At 54.8% G+C, this 19,034-nt stretch carries 19 protein-coding genes; 4 read left to right on the top strand and 15 right to left on the bottom strand.

What is annotated here, in order from left to right; genetic code table 11:
- Window positions 1-17: 17 nt before the first annotated feature.
- The 10 genes from G4923_RS00950 to G4923_RS00905 all read right to left on the bottom strand — a co-directional run bounded on the left by G4923_RS00950 (window position 18) and on the right by G4923_RS00905 (window position 11,199).
- A complete protein-coding gene (locus G4923_RS00950; protein WP_163135053.1) occupies window positions 18-1,139 on the bottom strand; it encodes a hypothetical protein in 1,122 nt (373 codons plus the stop codon).
- 418 nt (window positions 1,140-1,557) lie between these two features.
- Complete coding sequence (locus G4923_RS00945) at window positions 1,558-3,006, bottom strand: hypothetical protein (protein WP_163135051.1); 1,449 nt, start codon at window positions 3,004-3,006, stop codon at window positions 1,558-1,560.
- Between the two features lie 160 nt (window positions 3,007-3,166).
- Window positions 3,167-3,856 carry a hypothetical protein gene (locus G4923_RS00940; protein ID WP_163135049.1) on the bottom strand — a complete coding sequence of 230 codons (690 nt, stop codon included), beginning with the start codon at window positions 3,854-3,856 and terminating at the stop codon, window positions 3,167-3,169.
- 12 nt (window positions 3,857-3,868) lie between these two features.
- Window positions 3,869-4,537, bottom strand: a complete 669-nt coding sequence (locus tag G4923_RS00935; RefSeq protein WP_163135047.1) for a TM2 domain-containing protein — start codon at window positions 4,535-4,537, stop codon at window positions 3,869-3,871.
- A 126-nt stretch (window positions 4,538-4,663) separates the two neighbouring features.
- Window positions 4,664-5,557 carry a helix-turn-helix transcriptional regulator gene (locus G4923_RS00930; RefSeq protein WP_163135045.1) on the bottom strand — a complete coding sequence of 298 codons (894 nt, stop codon included), beginning with the start codon at window positions 5,555-5,557 and terminating at the stop codon, window positions 4,664-4,666.
- A gap of 299 nt (window positions 5,558-5,856) precedes the next feature.
- Window positions 5,857-7,782: a PAS domain S-box protein gene (locus tag G4923_RS00925; RefSeq protein ID WP_163135043.1), complete on the bottom strand. Its 1,926-nt coding sequence runs from the start codon at window positions 7,780-7,782 to the stop codon at window positions 5,857-5,859.
- A 603-nt stretch (window positions 7,783-8,385) separates the two neighbouring features.
- A complete protein-coding gene (locus tag G4923_RS00920) occupies window positions 8,386-9,057 on the bottom strand; it encodes an alpha/beta hydrolase (RefSeq protein WP_163135041.1) in 672 nt (223 codons plus the stop codon).
- A gap of 194 nt (window positions 9,058-9,251) precedes the next feature.
- Window positions 9,252-9,434 (bottom strand): tautomerase family protein, encoded by a 183-nt coding sequence (locus tag G4923_RS00915; protein WP_163135039.1) that lies wholly within the window; start codon window positions 9,432-9,434, stop codon window positions 9,252-9,254.
- Between the two features lie 77 nt (window positions 9,435-9,511).
- The gene (locus tag G4923_RS00910; protein ID WP_163135037.1) at window positions 9,512-10,510 is read right to left on the bottom strand and encodes an alpha/beta fold hydrolase; all 999 of its coding nucleotides are present in this window, start codon (window positions 10,508-10,510) and stop codon (window positions 9,512-9,514) included.
- 62 nt (window positions 10,511-10,572) lie between these two features.
- Entirely contained in the window at window positions 10,573-11,199 is a 627-nt protein-coding gene (locus G4923_RS00905) for an NADPH-dependent F420 reductase (protein WP_163135035.1), read from the bottom strand.
- Between the two features lie 130 nt (window positions 11,200-11,329).
- On the opposite strand from G4923_RS00905, the gene G4923_RS00900 reads away from it, so the two are divergent.
- The gene (locus tag G4923_RS00900) at window positions 11,330-12,202 is read left to right on the top strand and encodes a LysR family transcriptional regulator (RefSeq protein ID WP_233462892.1); all 873 of its coding nucleotides are present in this window, start codon (window positions 11,330-11,332) and stop codon (window positions 12,200-12,202) included.
- A gap of 769 nt (window positions 12,203-12,971) precedes the next feature.
- On the opposite strand, the gene G4923_RS00895 is transcribed toward G4923_RS00900, so the two are convergent.
- Window positions 12,972-13,121, bottom strand: coding sequence for a hypothetical protein (locus G4923_RS00895; protein WP_163135033.1), 150 nt, complete (start codon window positions 13,119-13,121; stop codon window positions 12,972-12,974).
- 240 nt (window positions 13,122-13,361) lie between these two features.
- Between G4923_RS00895 and G4923_RS00890 the strand changes: the two genes are divergently transcribed.
- Window positions 13,362-13,985 (top strand): glutathione S-transferase family protein, encoded by a 624-nt coding sequence (locus tag G4923_RS00890; protein ID WP_163135031.1) that lies wholly within the window; start codon window positions 13,362-13,364, stop codon window positions 13,983-13,985.
- 207 nt (window positions 13,986-14,192) lie between these two features.
- Here the strand turns inward: G4923_RS00890 and G4923_RS00885 are convergent, their stop codons facing one another.
- The 4 genes from G4923_RS00885 to G4923_RS00870 all read right to left on the bottom strand — a co-directional run bounded on the left by G4923_RS00885 (window position 14,193) and on the right by G4923_RS00870 (window position 16,486).
- A complete protein-coding gene (locus G4923_RS00885) occupies window positions 14,193-14,441 on the bottom strand; it encodes a GlsB/YeaQ/YmgE family stress response membrane protein (RefSeq protein ID WP_025327423.1) in 249 nt (82 codons plus the stop codon).
- Window positions 14,442-14,560: 119 nt separating this feature from the next.
- On the bottom strand, window positions 14,561-15,289 hold the full coding sequence (gene lpxH, locus G4923_RS00880) for a UDP-2,3-diacylglucosamine diphosphatase (RefSeq protein ID WP_163135029.1): 729 nt from the start codon (window positions 15,287-15,289) through the stop codon (window positions 14,561-14,563).
- A complete protein-coding gene (locus G4923_RS00875) occupies window positions 15,286-15,999 on the bottom strand; it encodes a DUF4269 domain-containing protein (RefSeq protein WP_163135027.1) in 714 nt (237 codons plus the stop codon). Before G4923_RS00875 ends, lpxH begins: the two co-directional genes overlap by 4 nt.
- Window positions 15,989-16,486: a peptidylprolyl isomerase gene (locus G4923_RS00870; protein ID WP_025327420.1), complete on the bottom strand. Its 498-nt coding sequence runs from the start codon at window positions 16,484-16,486 to the stop codon at window positions 15,989-15,991. Before G4923_RS00870 ends, G4923_RS00875 begins: the two co-directional genes overlap by 11 nt.
- Window positions 16,487-16,689: 203 nt before the next feature.
- Between G4923_RS00870 and cysS the strand changes: the two genes are divergently transcribed.
- Together cysS and G4923_RS00860 are read left to right on the top strand one after the other, a co-directional pair.
- Window positions 16,690-18,066: a cysteine--tRNA ligase gene (gene cysS / locus G4923_RS00865; RefSeq protein ID WP_163135025.1), complete on the top strand. Its 1,377-nt coding sequence runs from the start codon at window positions 16,690-16,692 to the stop codon at window positions 18,064-18,066.
- A 101-nt stretch (window positions 18,067-18,167) separates the two neighbouring features.
- Complete coding sequence (locus tag G4923_RS00860; protein ID WP_163135023.1) at window positions 18,168-18,788, top strand: hypothetical protein; 621 nt, start codon at window positions 18,168-18,170, stop codon at window positions 18,786-18,788.
- The last annotated feature ends 246 nt before the right edge of the window (window positions 18,789-19,034 follow it).

Below are 19,034 nucleotides of genomic sequence, written 5' to 3'. Positions count from 1 at the left end.
AGGAAATGCCATTTTTGTTAAGTAGCATTCTCATTATTTGTCAGCTCAGACAGGAGAGGGCCATTCTTCCCGATGATTTTATTAAGTTTTGTCCGCATAACTATCTCTTTATCAATAGCCTCATTGCTATTCCCCATCGGTATGGCTGGTGCGATACTATGACGCGGATCTGTAAGAGTAAATACATCGTCACAAATATCGCTCAAAACTATTAGTAAATTTTTAATGGTGTATGGAAAGGGGCTGCTGGGTGTGCCGTACAGCTCTGACACAACATCCCAGTTTCCCTCCAAATAAAAAACTATTAATTTGATGTATAGGTTTTTGGGGATGTCTCGTACTGCACGATTAGTTATTTTAGTGCCGTGAAACATCTCTTCCTTTAGGTTTGCAATGAAATATTCGTCTGGGGATTTTATCCATGACCTAGAGTCAATCAAAGCTTTGTCTGTTTCTGATAAGACATAATATGCTGCAGTGCCAAAAGCCATACAAATAAACCCTACCAAATCAATTATGTATGGATCTGATGTATCTACATCGATTTTCTTTAGCATTTTAATGGCCGGCTCAATGAGCCAGGCTCTTGCGAAGTGTGCTTTGACAACTTTTCTCTTTTTAGTGTTGTTTTTGATTTTTATATTTGAAGGGATTTCCACCTCATCCAAAAATGCTATCAGCAAACCCGAGAGATTAGTTGCATAGATCTTTATGGCATTGTCTTCACCACAATATGAATCATCTGTTGTCATGTTATAAATAGAGCTACATGCCTCAAATTCCTTGAGCAATGCAGCATACAGGCGTTTTGTTTCTCCGGTCAGGCTTTCGGCGATGTCATCCTCTCCATAAAAACGCCAACCAAATGCGACCAGAGCATCAAATGCTTTACCCTTAACTCTCGATTTTTTAACGCATTCGGCATGGAGGTAATATATATACTTGCTAAGTATCTCCAGGTTGAAGAATTCATTTAGCCGTGAAGTCTTACCAGAGGAATAAATTTTTATGGATTGTTTTTTGAGGGTGATTTTACCATCTTTTTCTTCAAATAAGATATCGGGAGTGAGGTGTGGATGTGCTTCAAGAACATATGCGATATCAGGGTCATTATCATTGATTAGATATTTGTGCTGCATAAAAATCCTAAGGTGAGAATCACCGCATCTAACAGAGTTTTTCCTGATTATCCATGTTCCTTAGCCTGCTTCAAGAGCAGGTATAGCATTGGAGGGCAAGCAACTACGGTGGGTTGCCATGACGTTGTTTCCTAAATCATCCCTCAGGACATCACTTCCCCAGCTCCTGCCTTGGACCAGTACACTGTGTATCCTCATTGGCGCTGTTACACCTATCCATTCTTCGTCGATAAATCATATGGTTACGTGCAGGCTGCGATGCGCATTTCAAGCATGTTGCGCTGGATGATGGTTTTTTGCTGAATTAAGGATGCGGCCCTGCCATCAGCCAAGACTGTCCGCCTTTAGCTTATGATTGCGAAAAAGAGGCCAGTGCCGACTAGCCCTGACCTCTGTGTTTCTGCTCTATGGTGCCGGATTACTGACAGGCTCCCCAGTTTACGCCGTCCGTGCCACATTCCAGGCTATGAGTACCGTCCGCATAGGTTGTCTGCTTCTGATAGAGGCCGCTGCTGTTGTAGCTAGTTTTGATGGTGTTGCCATTTTCACTGGCCGTCATGCTCTTGACCCAGCTAGTAGCATCAGGATCTTGGGATGGTTCATCATACTGATAGGGGAGGGCTTCAAGAGCAGCAGTGAGCTCACCCATATTCAGGGTGGATAGCTGTGCTTCCAGACCGACCCAATCGCTCAGGAAGCTGAATGCGCCCGCCTGACGGCTATAGATGAATTGGGTGGAGTAGCTCAGATCGTTGTTGCTGTAGTTGATGAAGGCGTAGCGGTGGGTGATCGCTGCTGCCATATCGTCAGGAGCACAGTCGTTGAAGCTCTCTGCTGATGTTTTAGCCAGATTCTCCAGTGAGTACATTTTTCCGTTCGAGCGGGTCGAGAGGGTCTCCTTGATGTCACAGCTATAGGGGGTGTTATCCCCATTGCGCGACTCAAAGTCGTAGCGGGTTGTGTAGGTGTAGTTATTGCCCGTCACTTGGCGTTCTTCACCATAGATGATGGTCTTGATGATTTGTGCGAAATCATCGCTCACCTTCACCAGCTCGGTGCTGCTCTGGGCTGGCCCTTGCAACTGGATTTCACGATACCAAGCGTCCGGATAGGTATTGTTGTGATCGCGACTATCCCCCTTGTGGTAATCGACATAGACAAACTTGGCGTCCGGGTTTTCCCGTTTCAAGGCTTCTGTCTCGGTGAAGGACTGCTGCAAGCCGCGCACGATCTCCTGGGCCAGGGTGGCTGTCTCGCTATCACCGCTGGCGATGAAGTCCGCATACAGCGTCTGCTCGGAGATGTTGTAGTGACTGACAACACGGCTGACGGCCTGTTTCATCGAGGCGATCAACTGTTCCTGCTTTTGCCGGTTCGCCATGACGGTCTGGCAAGTCGTCTGTGATTGGGCTGCCAGCTCACTTTCTACACTGCTCCAGAGCACCGTGGTCAGCGGCGTCACATGGTAGACATCATCCTTGGTGATGGGGGCAAAGGTGGGAGGAAGGACCATCTGATAGGCTTCTGTTACCGGGCCAAGATCCTGGTCCACAGCATCTACCGGCACATCGACCACCAAGGGGGCGTATTGAGCGCAGGTTTGCAGGTCTACCGGCAGCTCTAACCGATAATCACCGGCATCATTGGTGGTTGTCTTGGGTTCACCATCATCCCACTGACGGTTGAAATTGAGATCGAGATAGACGGTAGCGCCTTGAATGTAACCATCAATCGCCTTTCCTGACATCGCCAAGGAGGCACTCGGTGGGGTTGGACTATCCGTGTTTCCACCGTCGCTACCACCACCACCACCGCCACAGCCTGACAAAGTAGCCATCAACATCATGGCCAAGGGGGTTTTCTTCATTGTTAGTTTCCCGTTTATTATTGGTATGCGATAACGCCCAGAGCATGGTCCGTTATCATCGTGATAATTTTATCTCGGTGTACGGCTATAAAATGTTGATTAGCCTCTGATTTATGAGTTTCTATTCACCGTGCTTGTCGTTGTTTTTGGCTTCAGTGCATCAAGGTGCAGACAGTTCTGTCTCGCACACGATGACTTCACACTCTGATGGGTCAGGGAGGTCTCCGCCTTCGTCGGTGAGATATATCTTGTCCGCATGAACGCGGTAGTTACCCGCCGGGGTCAGCAGTGGGTTTTCATACACGCCCTGATAATCGACAGAGACAGAGGTCGCACCATGGGATCTCAATGTGACGCGTCCGTTGGGGGCGATAGTGATGGATTGTTGAATCCCATTTTCACCTCCGAAGTTGAAGTACCGGGTTCCCGTGAACGGCAGCGCCACGGCTTGTTGCTGTGGATCCCCGGTATGGTCAGAGCCTCTGGCGCTCTGGCACATTTTCTCTAGTAGCAGATCCAGCATTCCCTCCGGCTGGGGTCGTCCGTTAATCTCCAGCGCCTCCACAGAAAAACCATCGGCTTGCATCCAGACCTGCACCATGGCCCGTGCGGGCTGATTAGCATAGGTGATGGTGCCGCTGACATTCACCAACTTCCGACCATCCGCCGCTTTCCCGCCGGTCCACTCGGGGTCTTCGAAAAAGCTGTTGACCATCTTCTCGACGGAGATGTTCGGGCACATCTCCAGCTCGCTTTCCTTGAGGGTTGCCACATCCAGCATGCTGAGTACGCCAGCATAAGCGCCTGTCGAGCAGAGCATCATTAAACCGACTGCAGTTTTTATGTTCATACAAGGCGCTCCTCACCACACCCATGAAAACGCGGATATGGGGCGGTAGTTATAGCGACGGTCAAACTCCTCCTGTGTCAGGCACAAAACACGGATGAACTCGATCACGGACAAGATCAGGGGAAGGCCGGTGGTGCAGAGTGCGAGGTAGATAAGCCCCCAGCCCCAGTTCCCGGTGTAGAACTTATGCAGACCAATGCCGCCGCCCAAGAAAGCGAACACAGCGGTGAGCCCCTTACGCTTGCCACGGTGCGCAACGGCGTTTGCGCCGTTTAGCGGTGCCTGCGGGGGAGTGGTCGCGGCAGAGGGCTGCTGGGAGGATGTTGCCCCCTCTTTAATCGGCGATGCCGCGATATCGATAGGCTTCAGCAGTTCATCAGTGATTGCCCTGGCTTTCTTCTTTGCGGCACCGAAGGTATCGATGGCATCGACAAATGAGCCATTGAGGGTGAGCTGGATGGTCTCATCGCCTTGGGAAGCGAAATTCACGGTGATGCGCATACCGAATGGGTTAAAACCATATTTCCATGCGGCTTCGAGCCGGCCTTGTGCGCGCTCGATGGTTTTTATCGTGCCACCCTGGGCTTGCAAATGGGCGGCGACATGATCGAAGAGTTGCTCATAGGGACTGCTGGAGCAAAGAGTGTTGTCGGACACTTTTTGCAGGCTGATGGTGTTCATGCACTACTCCTTGGGTATCGACTGCGGGATGGTTGACGACAATGTGAAACAGCGGCGACAGGTGGTGTCGCGGCATGTCAGGCGCTGTCGCCAGATGTGTAAACTGGGATCTTTGTCACAAATGGGTCAGGGCGGAGCCTGACTCATCAGGGTCAATAGATGGCGTAAATCGCGGACGATCTGCTCATGGATAAAACCGGGCGAGATCACGGTAAGCCCCGGCATCCAGGATTTGATGACAGGCAGAATTTGATTGGCATCGAGCACGCGACTGCTCAGTAACAGCGCACCGTCATCCAGGGTTTTGACTATCTCCTGCTCGGGCAGTAACGGACGATGCTGAAAGTTGATGGCGATGGAGGCACTGGCCTTGAGCAGCACCTCAATCATGCCGGAGCGCCAGAGCGTCGGGTCGGTATCGATTTGTCGCTGAATCAGCGCATCACGGGTGAAGGTCTGTTGCGATAGCTCAACCAGTGCGATGTGGCTCAGCGGATAGGCTTGCAACAGCCCCTCGCTGACGCCGACCAAGTGCCAGGTGCCCTTGTAATTGACGAGCTGATAGGGGCTAAACAGTTGCTTGCGCTGGTCTTTGGTGATGAGCCAGCATTGCAGATGGTGGATCAGTGCCTGTTCTAATACCGGTAACTGGTGACTCAGTGAGTCAGCTGATTGACCATCGAACCCCTTGATGGCGAAGAGACTGGGGCTGCCTCTGTCCAGTAGTTGACCCAGACGATGTTCACTGGCGCGGGGGAACAAGTCGGTGATGCCCAACTGTTCGGCCAGCTTTCGCAGCTTTCCGTCGTTCTTGTGATTGAGGAACCCAGGATCCAGCCAGTATTGCTGGTTGCGGTGCTCTATCGGTAGATAACTGAGGCGTTGATTGAAATCCCGCTGCAGGGTGCGCACGGTGACGTTGTACTCGGTGGCCAGATCACCCAGGTGCAGCTTCTCACCACTGTACAGGCGGGTGAGGAGCATACCGAGGCGTTGAGCAATCTTGTCGTGTTCGTGCATACCATCACAGAAGGGGAATAACCGTGTCGCGGATTATCTAGACAGGCCGCGACACGGCGTGACGAATTGGCTGGCAGGCAGTTTTTCGCAAAACGCATCATCGGCGATGGGCTTTTGTCATCAGGGGAAGGGTTTTGTTATCAACCGGTGAGAAGCGGTTGAGCGGGCCAGGAAGGCCCGTTCGGTGAGGTTGTGGCAGTCTGTGGAGGGGATTAGCGAAAACCGGTGCTCAGGCGACTCAATAACGATAAGCGGTATATGACTCGATTGTCAGACACCGTTGTTATATCGGCATATTGTCACTTATGTACGCAAACACGAGCCTTCCCTGCGTTCTTGGCTTCATACATCGCAGAGTCAGCTTGGCTAAGCAATTGATCAGCACTTATCATATTGTCAGCATGATAAACGGCTATGCCGATACTTGCACTAATAGCACCTGTTGTTGAGTCGAGTTGTATCGGCTGTTGGATTGCTTCCAATATCTTATGAGCAACTATATCTGCATCGGTAGTACCGTGCTTAATATTCTCCAACAAGATAGTAAATTCGTCGCCGCCTAAGCGTACTGCTGTATCCGTTTGTCTAATGCTTTCCTGTAAGCGAGTACCTATGACACGTAATACGTGATCACCGCTATCATGACCATGTGTATCGTTGATTTGCTTAAAACCATCAAGATCTATATACAGTAGCGCTAAAGATGTCTGAGTACGCTTAGCGCGAGCTATAGCTTCTGGTAACAGGTTGAACATACCACGTCGGTTATGCAATCCAGTCAGTGAATCATGAGTTGCTTCGTATTCGCGGATTGCTTCGGCCTGTTTACGTTCGGTGATATCATGCAGGAACGCACTAAAAATTGTTTTTCCATCAATGAATAAAGGGCTAATACGTACCTCAACAGGTAAGGTCATACCATCGCGGCGTACTGCTGTCAGCTCGATATGTTGATTGAGGACATGGTGCTTACCGGTAGCCAGATAGCGTGCCAAGCCTCTTCGATGTGCCTCACGCATTGAGGCCGGGATGATTGTTTCATCAAGTGGGCGGCCAATTGCCTCTTCGCGGCTCCAACCGAAGGTATGCTCTGCTTGTTGATTCCAGTCGCGGATCACACCGTGGTGATCAATGCATACGTAAGCATCGTTCGCGTTTTGGAGCACCATTTGCAATTCAGCTTCGCGCCTGCGTAACTCTTGCTCAAACCTAAGCTGCTGTGCGATAGAGGCGGACAGCATTTCATTGGCTAATTGTAGGTCTCTCGTTCTTGTTTCTACTCGGTTCTCCAAGTCCTTATGTAACTCAGCCAAGGATGCCTCTGCTTCCTTCTGCTCCTGCACATTTTTTATAATTGAAATGAAATACTCTAGCTCACCATTTTCACTCAATTTCTTGGTTACTATTAGCTGTATCCAAACATAACGTCCTGATTTAGTGATGTAACGTTTTTCCAGCTGGTAATGGTCGATATCATCATTAATTAATTGCTGTAGCAGAGACAAATCAGTATTTAAATCGTCGGGGTGGGTTATATCCTGAAATGTGAGGTTTATGAGCTCATCTTGGCTGTAACCGACAATTTGGCATAACGCATCGTTGACACGCAGCCATCCGCCGTCTGGCGCGACCATCGCAATACCCACACCTGCACGTTCAAATATAGTTCTGAAACGCGCCTCGACATCCTCCATCGCTTGTATGGCTTGCTCGGAACGAGCATGGCTCAAAAGCATTGCTTCACGCATTTGCATTTCTTTGCTAACTAGTGCCGCTAGGTCAACAAGAATACTGACCTCCCCAGGGTTCAATTGCCGAGGTTTGGAGTCGATAGCACATAATGTACCTATTGAGAGTCCGCCTATGCTACGCAGAGGCACACCAGCATAGAAGCGAATATTTGGGTCTCCCGTTACGAGAGCGTTACTCATGAAGCGCGAGTCTTGTGTTGTGTCAGTTACTATCAACGGTGATGTTTGCGCTATGGCGTGAGCACAAAAAGCAAGCTCTCTAGGGGTTTCATTCACATCAATACCTATCCGCGACTTGAACCACTGTCGGTCCGTGTCGACCAGTGAAACCAACGCAATTGGGACATCTAAAATGCGTGCAACTAAACGGGTTATACGGTCGAAGACCTCTTCTGATGGTGTATCGAGGATGCGGAGAGCGTGGAGCAGATGGAGTCGCTCCGCTTCATCTGGTGGAATGGGATAAGTCGCCATGTTCGGTAGCTCCTGATGCTTGCCGAAAAATATAACCATAATAAATATCAGGGGTGAAGATAATGAGCAAATTTCTTTTAAAAATTAATATGATATGCCTCACTTGTTGAGTTTTATTGCGGGGGCGGGGCAGCATCAAGATGTTGAGTGCCCCCCTTCGAGTGGAAGGAGGCTGTACTCGTTGGTCAGGTCATTCAGTTACAAGCGACGTTGTTTCCCAAATCGATACGGTTTGAATGGAACTAACTGAGGGCATGGCGATCTGATCATCACCATTCCTTCAAGTCTGCATCATGGGCAAGTCGCTTTACCCCATCACCAACTGGTCTCAATACAACAGTAGTATCTATCCCCAATGGGGCTCTTACACTTTGTCTTTTCGTGAATCAAAACAGTACGTTATCTCGTTTCCTTTGTGCACAAAGGGAATTCAATGCGCTTGGGTTGTCTTGGTTGGTGACAAATGGGGCCATTAGGTGAGGCTGCATGGGATTGCATCGACGGTGTGATCCACACCTCATCTTTGCGAATTCTGTGATAAGCGTTGTGCAATGGAGGGTGGCGAGGTGCCAAAGGCTTTGTCAGGCATCATCTATACAGCCCTCAAAGCAAGATGTTGCGAACCCAGGATGCAAAATCAGTAGCCACCTCATGGGTAATTTCATGACCAATTCCATAATTCAGCAGATGAGATGGGATGCCATGTGCCTGAAGCAACTCAGTGCTTTTCTCTGCCCAGAAATACGGCAGTCGATCATCGTTTTTACCATGTATCACGAGCGCAGACAGGTGTTGCAGATCTTCAGCCCGGGCGATGAGAGGCTCAATTTCCGGCAGGATGCGCCCAGAAAGAATGGCAAAGCCACGAACGCATTTGGGGGCGGTCAGTGCAAGGCTGGCTGACATGATGCCCCCTTGGCTAAATCCGGCAATCAGGGTTTGATCAGATGTAACGCCATAACGTAGTTGCAGCTCGGGAATAAACCGGAGGAGCCGTTGCCGGCTTGCTTCTGCCGCTGCCGTGTCGATTTTGGGCCCGTTTGCCGTGAAACTGACCGAGAATGCGGAGTACGCCCCAGGCTCCATGGTCAAAGGGGAGCGAACCAAAACGACAGAAAGGTTATTAGGAATGAAGCTTCCCAGGCCAAGCAAGGAGTCCTCATTGCTGCCGACCCCATGCATCAGTATCACCAGACCAATTGGCTGACCCACGGCAGGACGGTAGCGATACGCGAGGGGGAGATCGTCTATCAGGGGAGAAAAATCTATGTTCATGGTTGTGTCTCTATTCCAAGAAGCGGCTTGGCAACGGCAACGGCAACGGCAACGGCACCGAGCACTCAATCCGAATTTCTAGTACAAGTCGGCTGCAAGACTGGCTATCAATGCTCTTCCGAGCCGTTGCACCAGTATTAACACGGTGCGACCATTTGATCGCACCGTCATCGTCAGCCTGAAAAGGTTTGGTGTCAGCTACCGAACAGTTTCCCTTCACCGGCCCAATCAGATGGCGCCACGTCTTCGAAAATCACGTAGATGTACTTCGGGTCCGTTCCTGTATTGCGGACAATGCTATCCGTAATCTCAGCGGCAACGACTTGTTTAGTGGCGGTTTCTTTACCTTCAAACCAGGTAACACGTACGACGGGCATAAAATTCTCCTTAGGGTGAAAAATGGATGTTTGCTTAGCGGTTGACCCACCGGGGGAGCCGGAGAGTCATGGTTGGCTTAACGTTCAAGAAAGGCATGCAGGTCCTGCGAGAACTTGAGCGGGTTCTTGAACATGAGGAAGTGGTCGCCTTGCTCAGACCGGCTATAGGTATAGAGCCTCGCATTCGGTATGACGGAAGCCATCCAGCGTTGACTAGGCAAGTTGTTGCTGTATTCGCCAGAGAAGATGGCTGTCGGTATGTCGATCTTGTGGCGGATCACGTCGCGCCAGTCATTTGTGGCGTGATCGAACAGCACCTTGGCGGTGTACTTCGGATCGGTTTTGACAAACTCGTGCGCGAAAGCGGTCGAGTTCTCGTAGTACGGCGAATCGTTGACCATGGCTCGCTCGACAACCTTCATATCGACCACCAATTGGTTTGTCGGTGCTCCGGTGGTGAAGGTTGCCACCATACGTTCAACCGATGACGTCATGCCGCCAGCGTCGAGCCGTTCCTGTTCGGTCCAGTCGGCATGAGAGTAGATGGAGACTGGTTCGTCGACGAAAACCACCTTGCGAATACTCTTCGTGCCGAATAGGTCGATATAACCCCACAGGACAGCCGCGCCCATCGACCAGCCACAGTAATCCGCTATCTGCAAACCGAGGTGTTCCGTGAACTCCTTTAGGTCGACCGAGAGGCGCGTGATGCGACTGCCGTATTCGACGTGCTGCGATAGTCCCTGATTACGGGGATCAAGCACATAAACGTGGTAATGCTTGCTGAGCAGATAGAGCACGTTGATGTATTCAGCACCGCTGGCCGACCAGCCAGGAATGAACACCAAGGGTTTGCCTGAACCTGTCTCCCAATAGCGCAGTTTTACGCCATCGCTGGTTGTGAAAGCGTTGATTTGCAAGTCCTGGAAGCCTGATAACTTGGTTGGCAAGCCTGTCAGCTTGTGGGGGAAGCTGTAGTCCTTACCCAGAACCTCTATGGCCGGAGCTGCGTTGACCAAGCCGTGCGGGATGAGCAATGACAGCGTAATCAGTGCCGAACGAATGAAAGGTTTCATCATGGTCCTTGTCGGGATGCCAGGGTCAGTCCAACGCTGGCCATGGCATCCCTATGAGTAACTTATACCTGTACCCAGGCCGGTGCCACGGTCGGGCCTTTGCCGAGGAAGTAGCCAAAGTGAATGTTCATTTCACCAATAGGCTCGATAAACCGGCTATTGCTCAACGGACCAGCATTGACCGCCTCAAAGCCCATCGATTGAGCTAGTGCGGACACCTGAGATTTGGCCTCTTCGTCATCGCCAGCGATCAACACCTGGAGCATCTTGCCTTGGCGGGCCTCGGACGGCAGCAACTGGGCAAAGATAGTGTTGAATGCCTTCACGACATTGGCCTTAGGTGCCAGGGCCTGGATTTCTTCGGCGGCGGAGGTGGTGTGTCCTATCACCAGCTCCTTGTAGTCGGCGCTGATCGGGTTGCTGATATCGACCAGAATCTTACCGGCAAGATCCCCTGCCTCCTTGAGGGCATCGGCAGCACCGCCGAAGGGAATGGCCAGGATCACGATGTCTGCCAGCCGGGTAGCGGCAGCAATGCCGCCACCTTGGGACTCCTGTCCCACTTTTTCAGCGAGTGCGGCGGCTTTGGCCGGATCGCGGCTGCCGATGGCGACGTTGTGGTTGGCTCCCGCCAAAGTACTTGCTAGGCCGCTGGCCATGTTTCCGGTACCGATGATGGCAACTTTCATTTTGCAACTCCTTGAACTTGAGAGGGCTAGATCAACTGTTGCCACTATACGACTTGAGCTTTTGTGGGATAAATTGTCAAAATTAACCAATACCTGAAACAGGGTGTTTCTAATGGACAGGTTGTTAAGCATGACGGTATTCACCAAAGCCGTCGAACTCGGCTCCTTTTCGGCGGCAGGGAACGCGCTTGGAATGTCCTCCCAGCTGGTCGGAAAACATGTGCAGATGCTGGAACAGCATCTGGGAGTTCGCCTACTCAATCGCACCACGCGCCGGCAACACCTGACCGATATTGGTCGCGAGTTTTACGAGCGGACTAAAAGCATTTTGGCGGACGTCGAGGCGGCAGAAGGACTGGCGGCAGAAACCCGGGCAACCCCCCGTGGGCGGCTGCGTATCAACGCCCCGGTGACGTTCGGCATTCATGCGCTTTCACCAAAGCTTCCCGACTATCTGAATGCCAACGCTGAGGTGACGCTGGAGTTATCCATGACCAACCGGTTGGTCGATGTCGTTGATGAAGGATACGATGTGGTCTTTCGTATTGGTGAATTGACGGATAGCGGCTTGATTGCTCGACAACTGGCGCCCTATCGACTGATCCTGTGCGCAGCCCCCAGTTATCTGGCGGCGCGAGGGCCAATCAATACGCCGCAGGATCTTTCTCGGCAGGAGTGTCTAGGTTACCTGCACCCAGAGTTGAGTAAGCGGTGGACCTTGATCGGGCCTGAGGGAACGGTGACTGTCCCTGTCTCAGGCCGTTTGATGGTGGATAGTGGAGAGGCTTTAATGGCTGCTGCAATCGCCGGAGTAGGCGTTTTGCTGCAACCCTTTGAAATTGTTCAGCCCTATCTCGCATCCGGGCAGCTGGTCACACTGCTGCCTGAATACCACGCACCAACATTGCCAATGCACATCCTGTATGCCCCGGATCGTCGCATGACCCCCAAACTCCGAAGCTTCATCGATTTTGCCATTGCACACTTCGGACCGGATGCTTAAGGCTCTCTGGCGCGAGCCACACTGTAGTCGGCGTTAGGGATGATAAGGGGACATTGAGCAGCTCAATAGGAGATACCTGTATCTCCCCTACTGTGAAGTCACAGCACCCGGCAGGATATGGCGTATGTAGGGAGAGCAGAATCCTTATTGGTGTGTCCCCAATGGGGCTGTTTCACCCAGTTAATATTGCATGATAAATCATATGGTTGGGAGTTCCTTGGGGGCGCAAGATATGCATTTTGCGCGAGTAGCTGGATTGGCTTTTATGTAACAAAAGCATTGGGGTGGGGGAAATGCGGAATACTGGCTGTCTTACAAGGTGCTATTTCGCTATCTTTGCGAATTCTGTGATAAGCGGTATGCGATGCTCTATGTCGTGGTGCCATTCGTTGCGAATTAGCAGTGTTACTCGCTCCATCTACTTGCTATTACATGTTATAAGATGCAAACGGAGCTGCTAGATTTAAAATCCCTCGACGTTCGCGTCGTGCCGGTTCGATTCCGGCCTCAGGCACCAGTTATTGAAGAAAGCAATCAAAGACTTACGAAGGCCACTAGCGATAGTGGCCTTTTTGTTTTTCCTCCGTGTCCACCTTTGCTCCAGATGGCGCTGTTCTGCCCCTTCTTTGGGTCATTGTGCGCATGGTCGTCGGGCAGGGCATCACCGATTGGCGAGACGAAAAGCGCCGGCGAGCTGCCGGCGCTTTCTGGTCTTGTCGTATTAGACGTTGGGGCCTGACTGAGCCTCAGCTTGCAGGAGATGGCCTCGTTAATAGGTCAGGTAGCTGCTGCCACCTCCGCTCTTGCCGCCGGCGTTGCTGCCGTCGTCCCCGGTCGGGGGAGGGCCCGAGCCGTCGGAGGAGGCGCAGGCAACCAGCATGAGCTGCGCTGCTATCAGGCAGATTTTCCATATTTTCATGATGTTGTCCTTTACTGCTTCGCCTGTCCCGCGGCCGCTCTGAAGGGGTCGGTCAAGCCGGGCACGCAAGCATGAGTTTAGCCCACCGCCTCTTTTTCATCTGTGGCTCACCCCGCTCAGGCCATGCCCAGGGCGGCCCATGAGCGCCAGTCCCATGGGCCAACTGCAGTCATGGCTCTCCCCTTGACCGGCGCTCTCCCCTTGATGGAAGCTGGTGCCTTCTTATACAAGGACGAAGACATGGTACTGATACTGGGCAAGGGGTCGTCAATCAATGTGCGCAAGGTGTTGTGGACCTGCGCCGAGCTGGATCTCCCTTTCGAGCGGGAGGAGTGGGGGAGCGGTTTTCAGTCCACCCGGAGTGCCGAGTTCCTGGCATTGAATCCCAACGGTATGGTGCCGGTCATGAGAGATGGGGACTTCACCCTGTGGGAGTCCAACAGCATCATCCGATATCTGGCGACGCGTTATGGTGACGGCTCTCTCTATCCCGCCGAGGCGCGGGCAAGGGCCAGGGTCGATCAATGGATGGATTGGCAGTCGTCGGACTTGAACCGCGCCTGGAGCTACGCCTTCATGTCGCTGGTGAGGCACTCCCCCGCCCATCAGGACAGCCAGGCGATGGAGGCGAGTTGTGCCGAGTGGTCCAGGTACATGCAGATCCTGGACAGGCAGCTCGAGGCCACCGGCGGCTATGTGGCCGGGAGCCGCTTCTCGCTGGCGGACATTCCCGTCGGCCTGTCGGTGAATCGCTGGTTCCATACCCCCTTCGAGCGCCCGCCACTCGCGGCGGTGAGCGATTACTACGCGCAATTGAGCGAGCGCCCCGGCTTCTGTCTGTATGGCAATAACGGGATGCCATAGACGGAAGCACTAGGTTTGCACCAATGCCGCACCCGCCAACCTCGATAGATCAGCGCCTCGCGCCAGAACCCCGGCACCTGGGTTGGGCTGCCAGCTGCGCCGGAGGCGAAAGGGGCGGAGCGCCCATAAAAAATCCGAAACCCAAGGTTTCGGATCCTGGCCCGGGGGGCATACACATCGAGTGCTGAAAGAAACGGATTCAGCGGCTCAGCTGCGGATCTTGTTGTAGAAAAACAGCACTATCAAGGCACCCACGGTGGCGATAAGTATGCTCGGCAGGTTGAAGCCGGTCACCGTTCCCATGCCCAGCAGGGTGCCGATGTAACCACCCACCATGGCGCCTATGACCCCCAGGATCACCGTCATGAAGAAACCGCCCCCATCCTTGCCCGGCATTATCCATTTGGCCAGGATGCCGACGATCAATCCCAATACAACCCAGGTAAGAAATCCCATCATCTAGTCCTCATTTGTGTGCACAGACACAGAGTATATGCAGGGTTCGGCGTTGCATCCTGCTCGGGGAGGGGGACAGACGTTGTCATATGGGCATCCCTTATCCCCGAGGGGGAGCGTCACTCGGGGAGGGGACGACTCTCGAGCCGCTGGCCCTGCGGGGAGCAGCTCAGCACGGATCCTTGCTCGAACCAGTCTCCCAGCACTATGCGCCGCGCCGGCTTGCCGTCCAGCATGAAGTCATGGACGGCGGGCCTGTGGGTGTGGCCATGGATAAGCAACTGGCAGCCATGCTGGCGCAACAGCGCATCGACCGCCGCCGGGGTCACATCCATGATGGTCTGTGGTTTGCCGGAATTCTCCATCTGGCTCTGGCCCCGCATCTTGCAGGCGATGATCTGGCGGCGGGCCAGCGGCAGGCGCAGGAAGAGCCAGCGCAGCCACTTCTGCTGGGTGATGCGGCGAAACTTCTGATAGCCCTCATCCAGGGTGCAGAGCAGGTCCCCGTGGCTCAGCAGCACCCGCTCCCCGTAGAGATCGATGACGCAAGGGTCGCCGAGCAGCGTCATGCCCGCCCGTTTGGCGAAGGCCTTGCCCAGCAGGAAGTCGCGGTTGCCGTGGATGAAGTAGATGGGCACATCCTGCCGGCTCAGGGCCAGGAAGGCCTCGGCCACCTGGCTGTGGAGCGGGTTGGGATCGTCGTCGCCAATCCAGAATTCGAACAGATCTCCCAGCACATAGAGGGCATCGGCCTTGGGGGCGTCGCGCTCGAGAAAACGCACCAGTGCGGCTGTCATGTCGGGCCGCTGGGCGCACAGGTGAATGTCACTGATAAAAAGGGTGCTCATGATGTGGGATGAGTGCTCTTGATGGGTTCCGGGCAAAGGGGGGCAGGGGAGCCTGCCGGGGTGGACGAGTCGCATTGGGAATGGGCCTGCCAGTGGAGCTTGGCAAGGTCGCGCCCCTCCAGGGTCAGCAGTGCGGCGTAAGGATCGCCGCCAAGGCCAAGCAGACGGCAGATGGCCGCCTCTCCCTTGAGCCCTGACTCGAGGCGAAGGCGCACCACGGCCTGATAGAAGTCGTGGCCAAAGTGCCCCAGCAGGGCGGCCATCAGGCTGAGGTGACGCCAGCCGTTGAGCGTCTCAAGCGGGGCTTGGGTGACATAGAGCTCCACCGGCCAGCGCGCCTGGTCCGGGCCTGTCAGGGTCTGCTCCATCAGCCACACCTGGTGCCCCTTGTCGCTGGCCGTCCAGCCCTGCTCACGCAAGAGGGCGGCGAGGCGCGCGGGATCAGGGTGCTGGCAGAGGATGTCGAGATCGCTGCCGGGCCTGTCGAGCCCGATGGCGACTGTGCTCACCAGCGCCAGGTCCTGGCACAGGCGCCCCAGCGCATCCCAGCAGCCTGCGTTGAGCAGGGCATGGGCGGAGCGCTGGCGGGGATTGCCCTGGGCCAGATAGTCGAGGCGGCGCCAGTTGGCGGGGGTGGCCTGCGCAGATGGAAAAACTGCGGCCGGGGCCGCAGTTATATCAGTGCGCAGAAGGCGACAATCACTCAGCAAGGGTCACCTTGGTGATGACGACGTCTTCGGTTGGCACGTCTTGATGCATGCGGCCGTAGTTGCCGGTCTTGACGCCCTTGATCTTGTTGACCACGTCCATGCCGGCGGTGACTTCACCGAACACGCAGTAGCCGAAGCCCTGGGTGGTGGGGGACTTGAAGTCCAGGAAGTCGTTGTTGTTCACGTTGATGAAGAACTGGGCGCTGGCGGAGTGCGGCTCCGAGGTGCGGGCCATGGCGATGGTGCCAATCTTGTTGGACAGGCCGTTGGCCGCCTCGTTCTTGATGGAGGCGCGGGTCTCTTTCTCTTCGAAGCCCGGGGCATAACCGCCGCCCTGGATCATGAAGCCGTCGATGACGCGGTGGAAGATGGTGTTGTCGTAGTGACCGTCACGGCAGTATTGCAGGAAGTTGGCCACGGTCTCGGGGGCTTTTTCCGCGTTCAGGGTCAGGGTGATGTCGCCGTGGTTGGTGTGCAGAGTAACCATGATATGTCCTTTCAAATGTTGCGCGAGCACGAAGCCGGCTCGCGGCTGTTGCATGGGCTATGGCCTAAAGTGGTGGCAATTCTAGCCCATCAAGGGGCTGCGGCATAGATGGCATGGGGGATCCGGCGCTTTTTCTGCCTCGTTTTCTCCACCGGATGCGGTTAGAATGTCAGGCCATTTTACTCACAGGCAGTGGTTATAAGATGCTGAAGATATACAACACACTCACTCGTCAAAAAGAAGAATTCAAACCTATCCACCCGGGCAAGGTGGGCATGTATGTGTGTGGCGTCACCATCTACGATCACTGTCATATCGGCCACGGTCGCACCTTCGTCTCCTTCGATGTGGTGGCCCGTTACCTGCGTTACGCCGGTTACGATCTCACCTATGTGCGCAACATCACCGACGTGGATGACAAGATCATCAAGCGCGCTGCCGAGACCCGGGTCACCTGTGACGACCTCACCGAGCGCCTGATCGGCGACATGCACCAGGACTTTGACGCCCTCGGCATGCTGCGCCCGGACATCGAGCCCCGCGCTACCCAGCACATCCATGAAATCATCGCCCTGGTCGAAACCCTGCTGGAGAAAGAGCACGCCTACGTGGCGGACAACGGCGATGTGATGTTCATCGTCGAGTCCTTCGCCGACTACGGCAAGCTCTCTGGCCAGGATCTGGAGCAGCTGCAGGCCGGCGCCCGGGTCGACGTGGTCGAAGCCAAGCGCAACCCGCTGGACTTCGTGTTGTGGAAGATGTCCAAGCCCGGCGAGCCGACCTGGGACAGCCCCTGGGGCCCGGGTCGCCCCGGCTGGCACATAGAGTGCTCCGCCATGAACTCCAAGCACCTTGGCAACCACTTCGACATCCACGGTGGCGGCTCGGATCTGCAGTTCCCCCACCACGAGAACGAAATAGCCCAGTCCTGCTGCGCCCACGGTGGCGACTACGTCAACACCTGGATGCACAGCGGCATGGTGATGGTGGACAAGGAGAAGATGTCCAAGTCTCTTGGCAACTTCTTCACCATCCGCGACGTCCTGGCCCATTTTGACGCCGAAACCGTGCGCTACTTCCTGATGTCCGGCCACTACCGCAGCCAGCTCAACTACTCGGAAGACAACTTGAAGCAGGCCCGCGCCGCCCTGGAGCGGATGTACACCGCCCTGCGCGACCTGCCTGCGGCTGCCGCCGCCGGTGGTGACGAGCAGGTGGCCCGCTTTGTCGATGCCATGGACGACGACTTCAACACCCCGGAAGCCTACTCCGCCCTGTTCGATCTGGTGCGCGAGATCAACCGCCAGAAGGCCGAAGACATCGCTGTCGCCGCAGGCCTGGGTGCCCGCCTGCGGGAACTGGGCGCCGTGCTCGGCATACTGCAGCAAGACCCGGACGCCTTCTTTAAGGGTGGCGAAGCGGACGACGAAGTGGCCGAGATCGAGCAACTGATCGCCCAGCGCAACCAGGCCCGTGCCGACAAGAACTGGGCCGCCGCCGACGCCGCCCGCAACCGTCTCACCGAGATGGGCATAGTGCTGGAAGACAGCGCCGGCAAGACCAGCTGGCGCCGTGCCTGAGGCCCGTCGGTTGACGACCTGACGCAGAGCGCAGCCCTTGGGCTGCGCTTTTTTTTTCAGGGCGCTCCGTCCATGCAATCGAACATAAGGAAGATGGCACCATGAAGATACCTGGCTGGCCCTTACTGGCGTTTGCCTTGTCTGTTCCGGCCCATGCCGGCACCGCCACCAGCGGAGTGCTGGAACCGACAGCCAGTGCCCGCGCCAAGGTGGCCGAGTTTCTGGTCTGGGAGCGCAGCGTCAAACCGAGCGGCCTCTATCAGGCAGACCTGGGCGGTGCGTTGCCCAACATCGTCTCCCCCGAGCTGCTCTGCCTGCTCAATGCCGCCTCCAAAGCGCGGGAGATAGCCACTCGCGAGGCCCCGGACGAGAAGCCTCCCTTTGTCGAGGGCAACCCCTTCCTGCCCAATGCCTGGGATCACCTGCTGGGCTCGCAGATCCTCTCGTCGCGCACCATCGCTGGCAGCCGGGATCGCAGCGAGGTCAAGGTGCGCTTCACCTTTGGCGAGCCGGGCACCCCGCTCGACGCCGCCAGCGGCACCTACCGTTTTGTCAGTACCTATCTGGTGAAGGAGGGGCCGCAAGGCGCCCGCATCACAGATATCGATGCTGGCGGCATCTGCGACTTCTGCCAATCCGGCAGCCTGCGCACCGCCCTCGACGTGACGCTCTCCGCCTATCCCGCCGCAGGGGGAGAGCAGTGCAAGGGGTTGGGGAAATAGGGCTTTGGCTTGGGTCAAAGCGTGTTTGGGGAATAGAAATAAAAACCGCAGCTCAAGGCTGCGGTTTTTGTTTGTGGCCTGCCAAAGCCTCGGCATCCTTCGGTCAGATCCCCTCGCCCCTTGGGGGAGAGGGCCAGGGTGAGGGGTGCTAACCTCTTTGGCAAATAGCACCAAAAGTCTTCTCCCCCCGGTAAACCGTCCGCTTCGCGGGTTCCCTCGTCTCGTCCAACGGGTCAGGAGCGCCAT

Origin of the sequence: Aeromonas rivipollensis, assembly GCF_010974825.1 — a bacterium.
Classification (GTDB): Bacteria; Pseudomonadota; Gammaproteobacteria; order Enterobacterales; family Aeromonadaceae; genus Aeromonas; species Aeromonas rivipollensis.
This window is presented reverse-complemented; position numbering and strand designations above follow the sequence as displayed.

Coding starts and splice junctions, on each gene's coding strand:
- G4923_RS00950 (WP_163135053.1), bottom strand. CDS start 1,139: ATGCAGCACAAATATCTAATCAATGATAATGACCCTGATATCGCATAT.
- G4923_RS00945 (WP_163135051.1), bottom strand. CDS start 3,006: ATGAAGAAAACCCCCTTGGCCATGATGTTGATGGCTACTTTGTCAGGC.
- G4923_RS00940 (WP_163135049.1), bottom strand. CDS start 3,856: ATGAACATAAAAACTGCAGTCGGTTTAATGATGCTCTGCTCGACAGGC.
- G4923_RS00935 (WP_163135047.1), bottom strand. CDS start 4,537: ATGAACACCATCAGCCTGCAAAAAGTGTCCGACAACACTCTTTGCTCC.
- G4923_RS00930 (WP_163135045.1), bottom strand. CDS start 5,557: ATGCACGAACACGACAAGATTGCTCAACGCCTCGGTATGCTCCTCACC.
- G4923_RS00925 (WP_163135043.1), bottom strand. CDS start 7,782: ATGGCGACTTATCCCATTCCACCAGATGAAGCGGAGCGACTCCATCTG.
- G4923_RS00920 (WP_163135041.1), bottom strand. CDS start 9,057: ATGAACATAGATTTTTCTCCCCTGATAGACGATCTCCCCCTCGCGTAT.
- G4923_RS00915 (WP_163135039.1), bottom strand. CDS start 9,434: ATGCCCGTCGTACGTGTTACCTGGTTTGAAGGTAAAGAAACCGCCACT.
- G4923_RS00910 (WP_163135037.1), bottom strand. CDS start 10,510: ATGAAACCTTTCATTCGTTCGGCACTGATTACGCTGTCATTGCTCATC.
- G4923_RS00905 (WP_163135035.1), bottom strand. CDS start 11,199: ATGAAAGTTGCCATCATCGGTACCGGAAACATGGCCAGCGGCCTAGCA.
- G4923_RS00900 (WP_233462892.1), top strand. CDS start 11,330: ATGACGGTATTCACCAAAGCCGTCGAACTCGGCTCCTTTTCGGCGGCA.
- G4923_RS00895 (WP_163135033.1), bottom strand. CDS start 13,121: ATGAAAATATGGAAAATCTGCCTGATAGCAGCGCAGCTCATGCTGGTT.
- G4923_RS00890 (WP_163135031.1), top strand. CDS start 13,362: ATGGTACTGATACTGGGCAAGGGGTCGTCAATCAATGTGCGCAAGGTG.
- G4923_RS00885 (WP_025327423.1), bottom strand. CDS start 14,441: ATGGGATTTCTTACCTGGGTTGTATTGGGATTGATCGTCGGCATCCTG.
- lpxH (WP_163135029.1), bottom strand. CDS start 15,289: ATGAGCACCCTTTTTATCAGTGACATTCACCTGTGCGCCCAGCGGCCC.
- G4923_RS00870 (WP_025327420.1), bottom strand. CDS start 16,486: ATGGTTACTCTGCACACCAACCACGGCGACATCACCCTGACCCTGAAC.
- cysS (WP_163135025.1), top strand. CDS start 16,690: ATGCTGAAGATATACAACACACTCACTCGTCAAAAAGAAGAATTCAAA.
- G4923_RS00860 (WP_163135023.1), top strand. CDS start 18,168: ATGAAGATACCTGGCTGGCCCTTACTGGCGTTTGCCTTGTCTGTTCCG.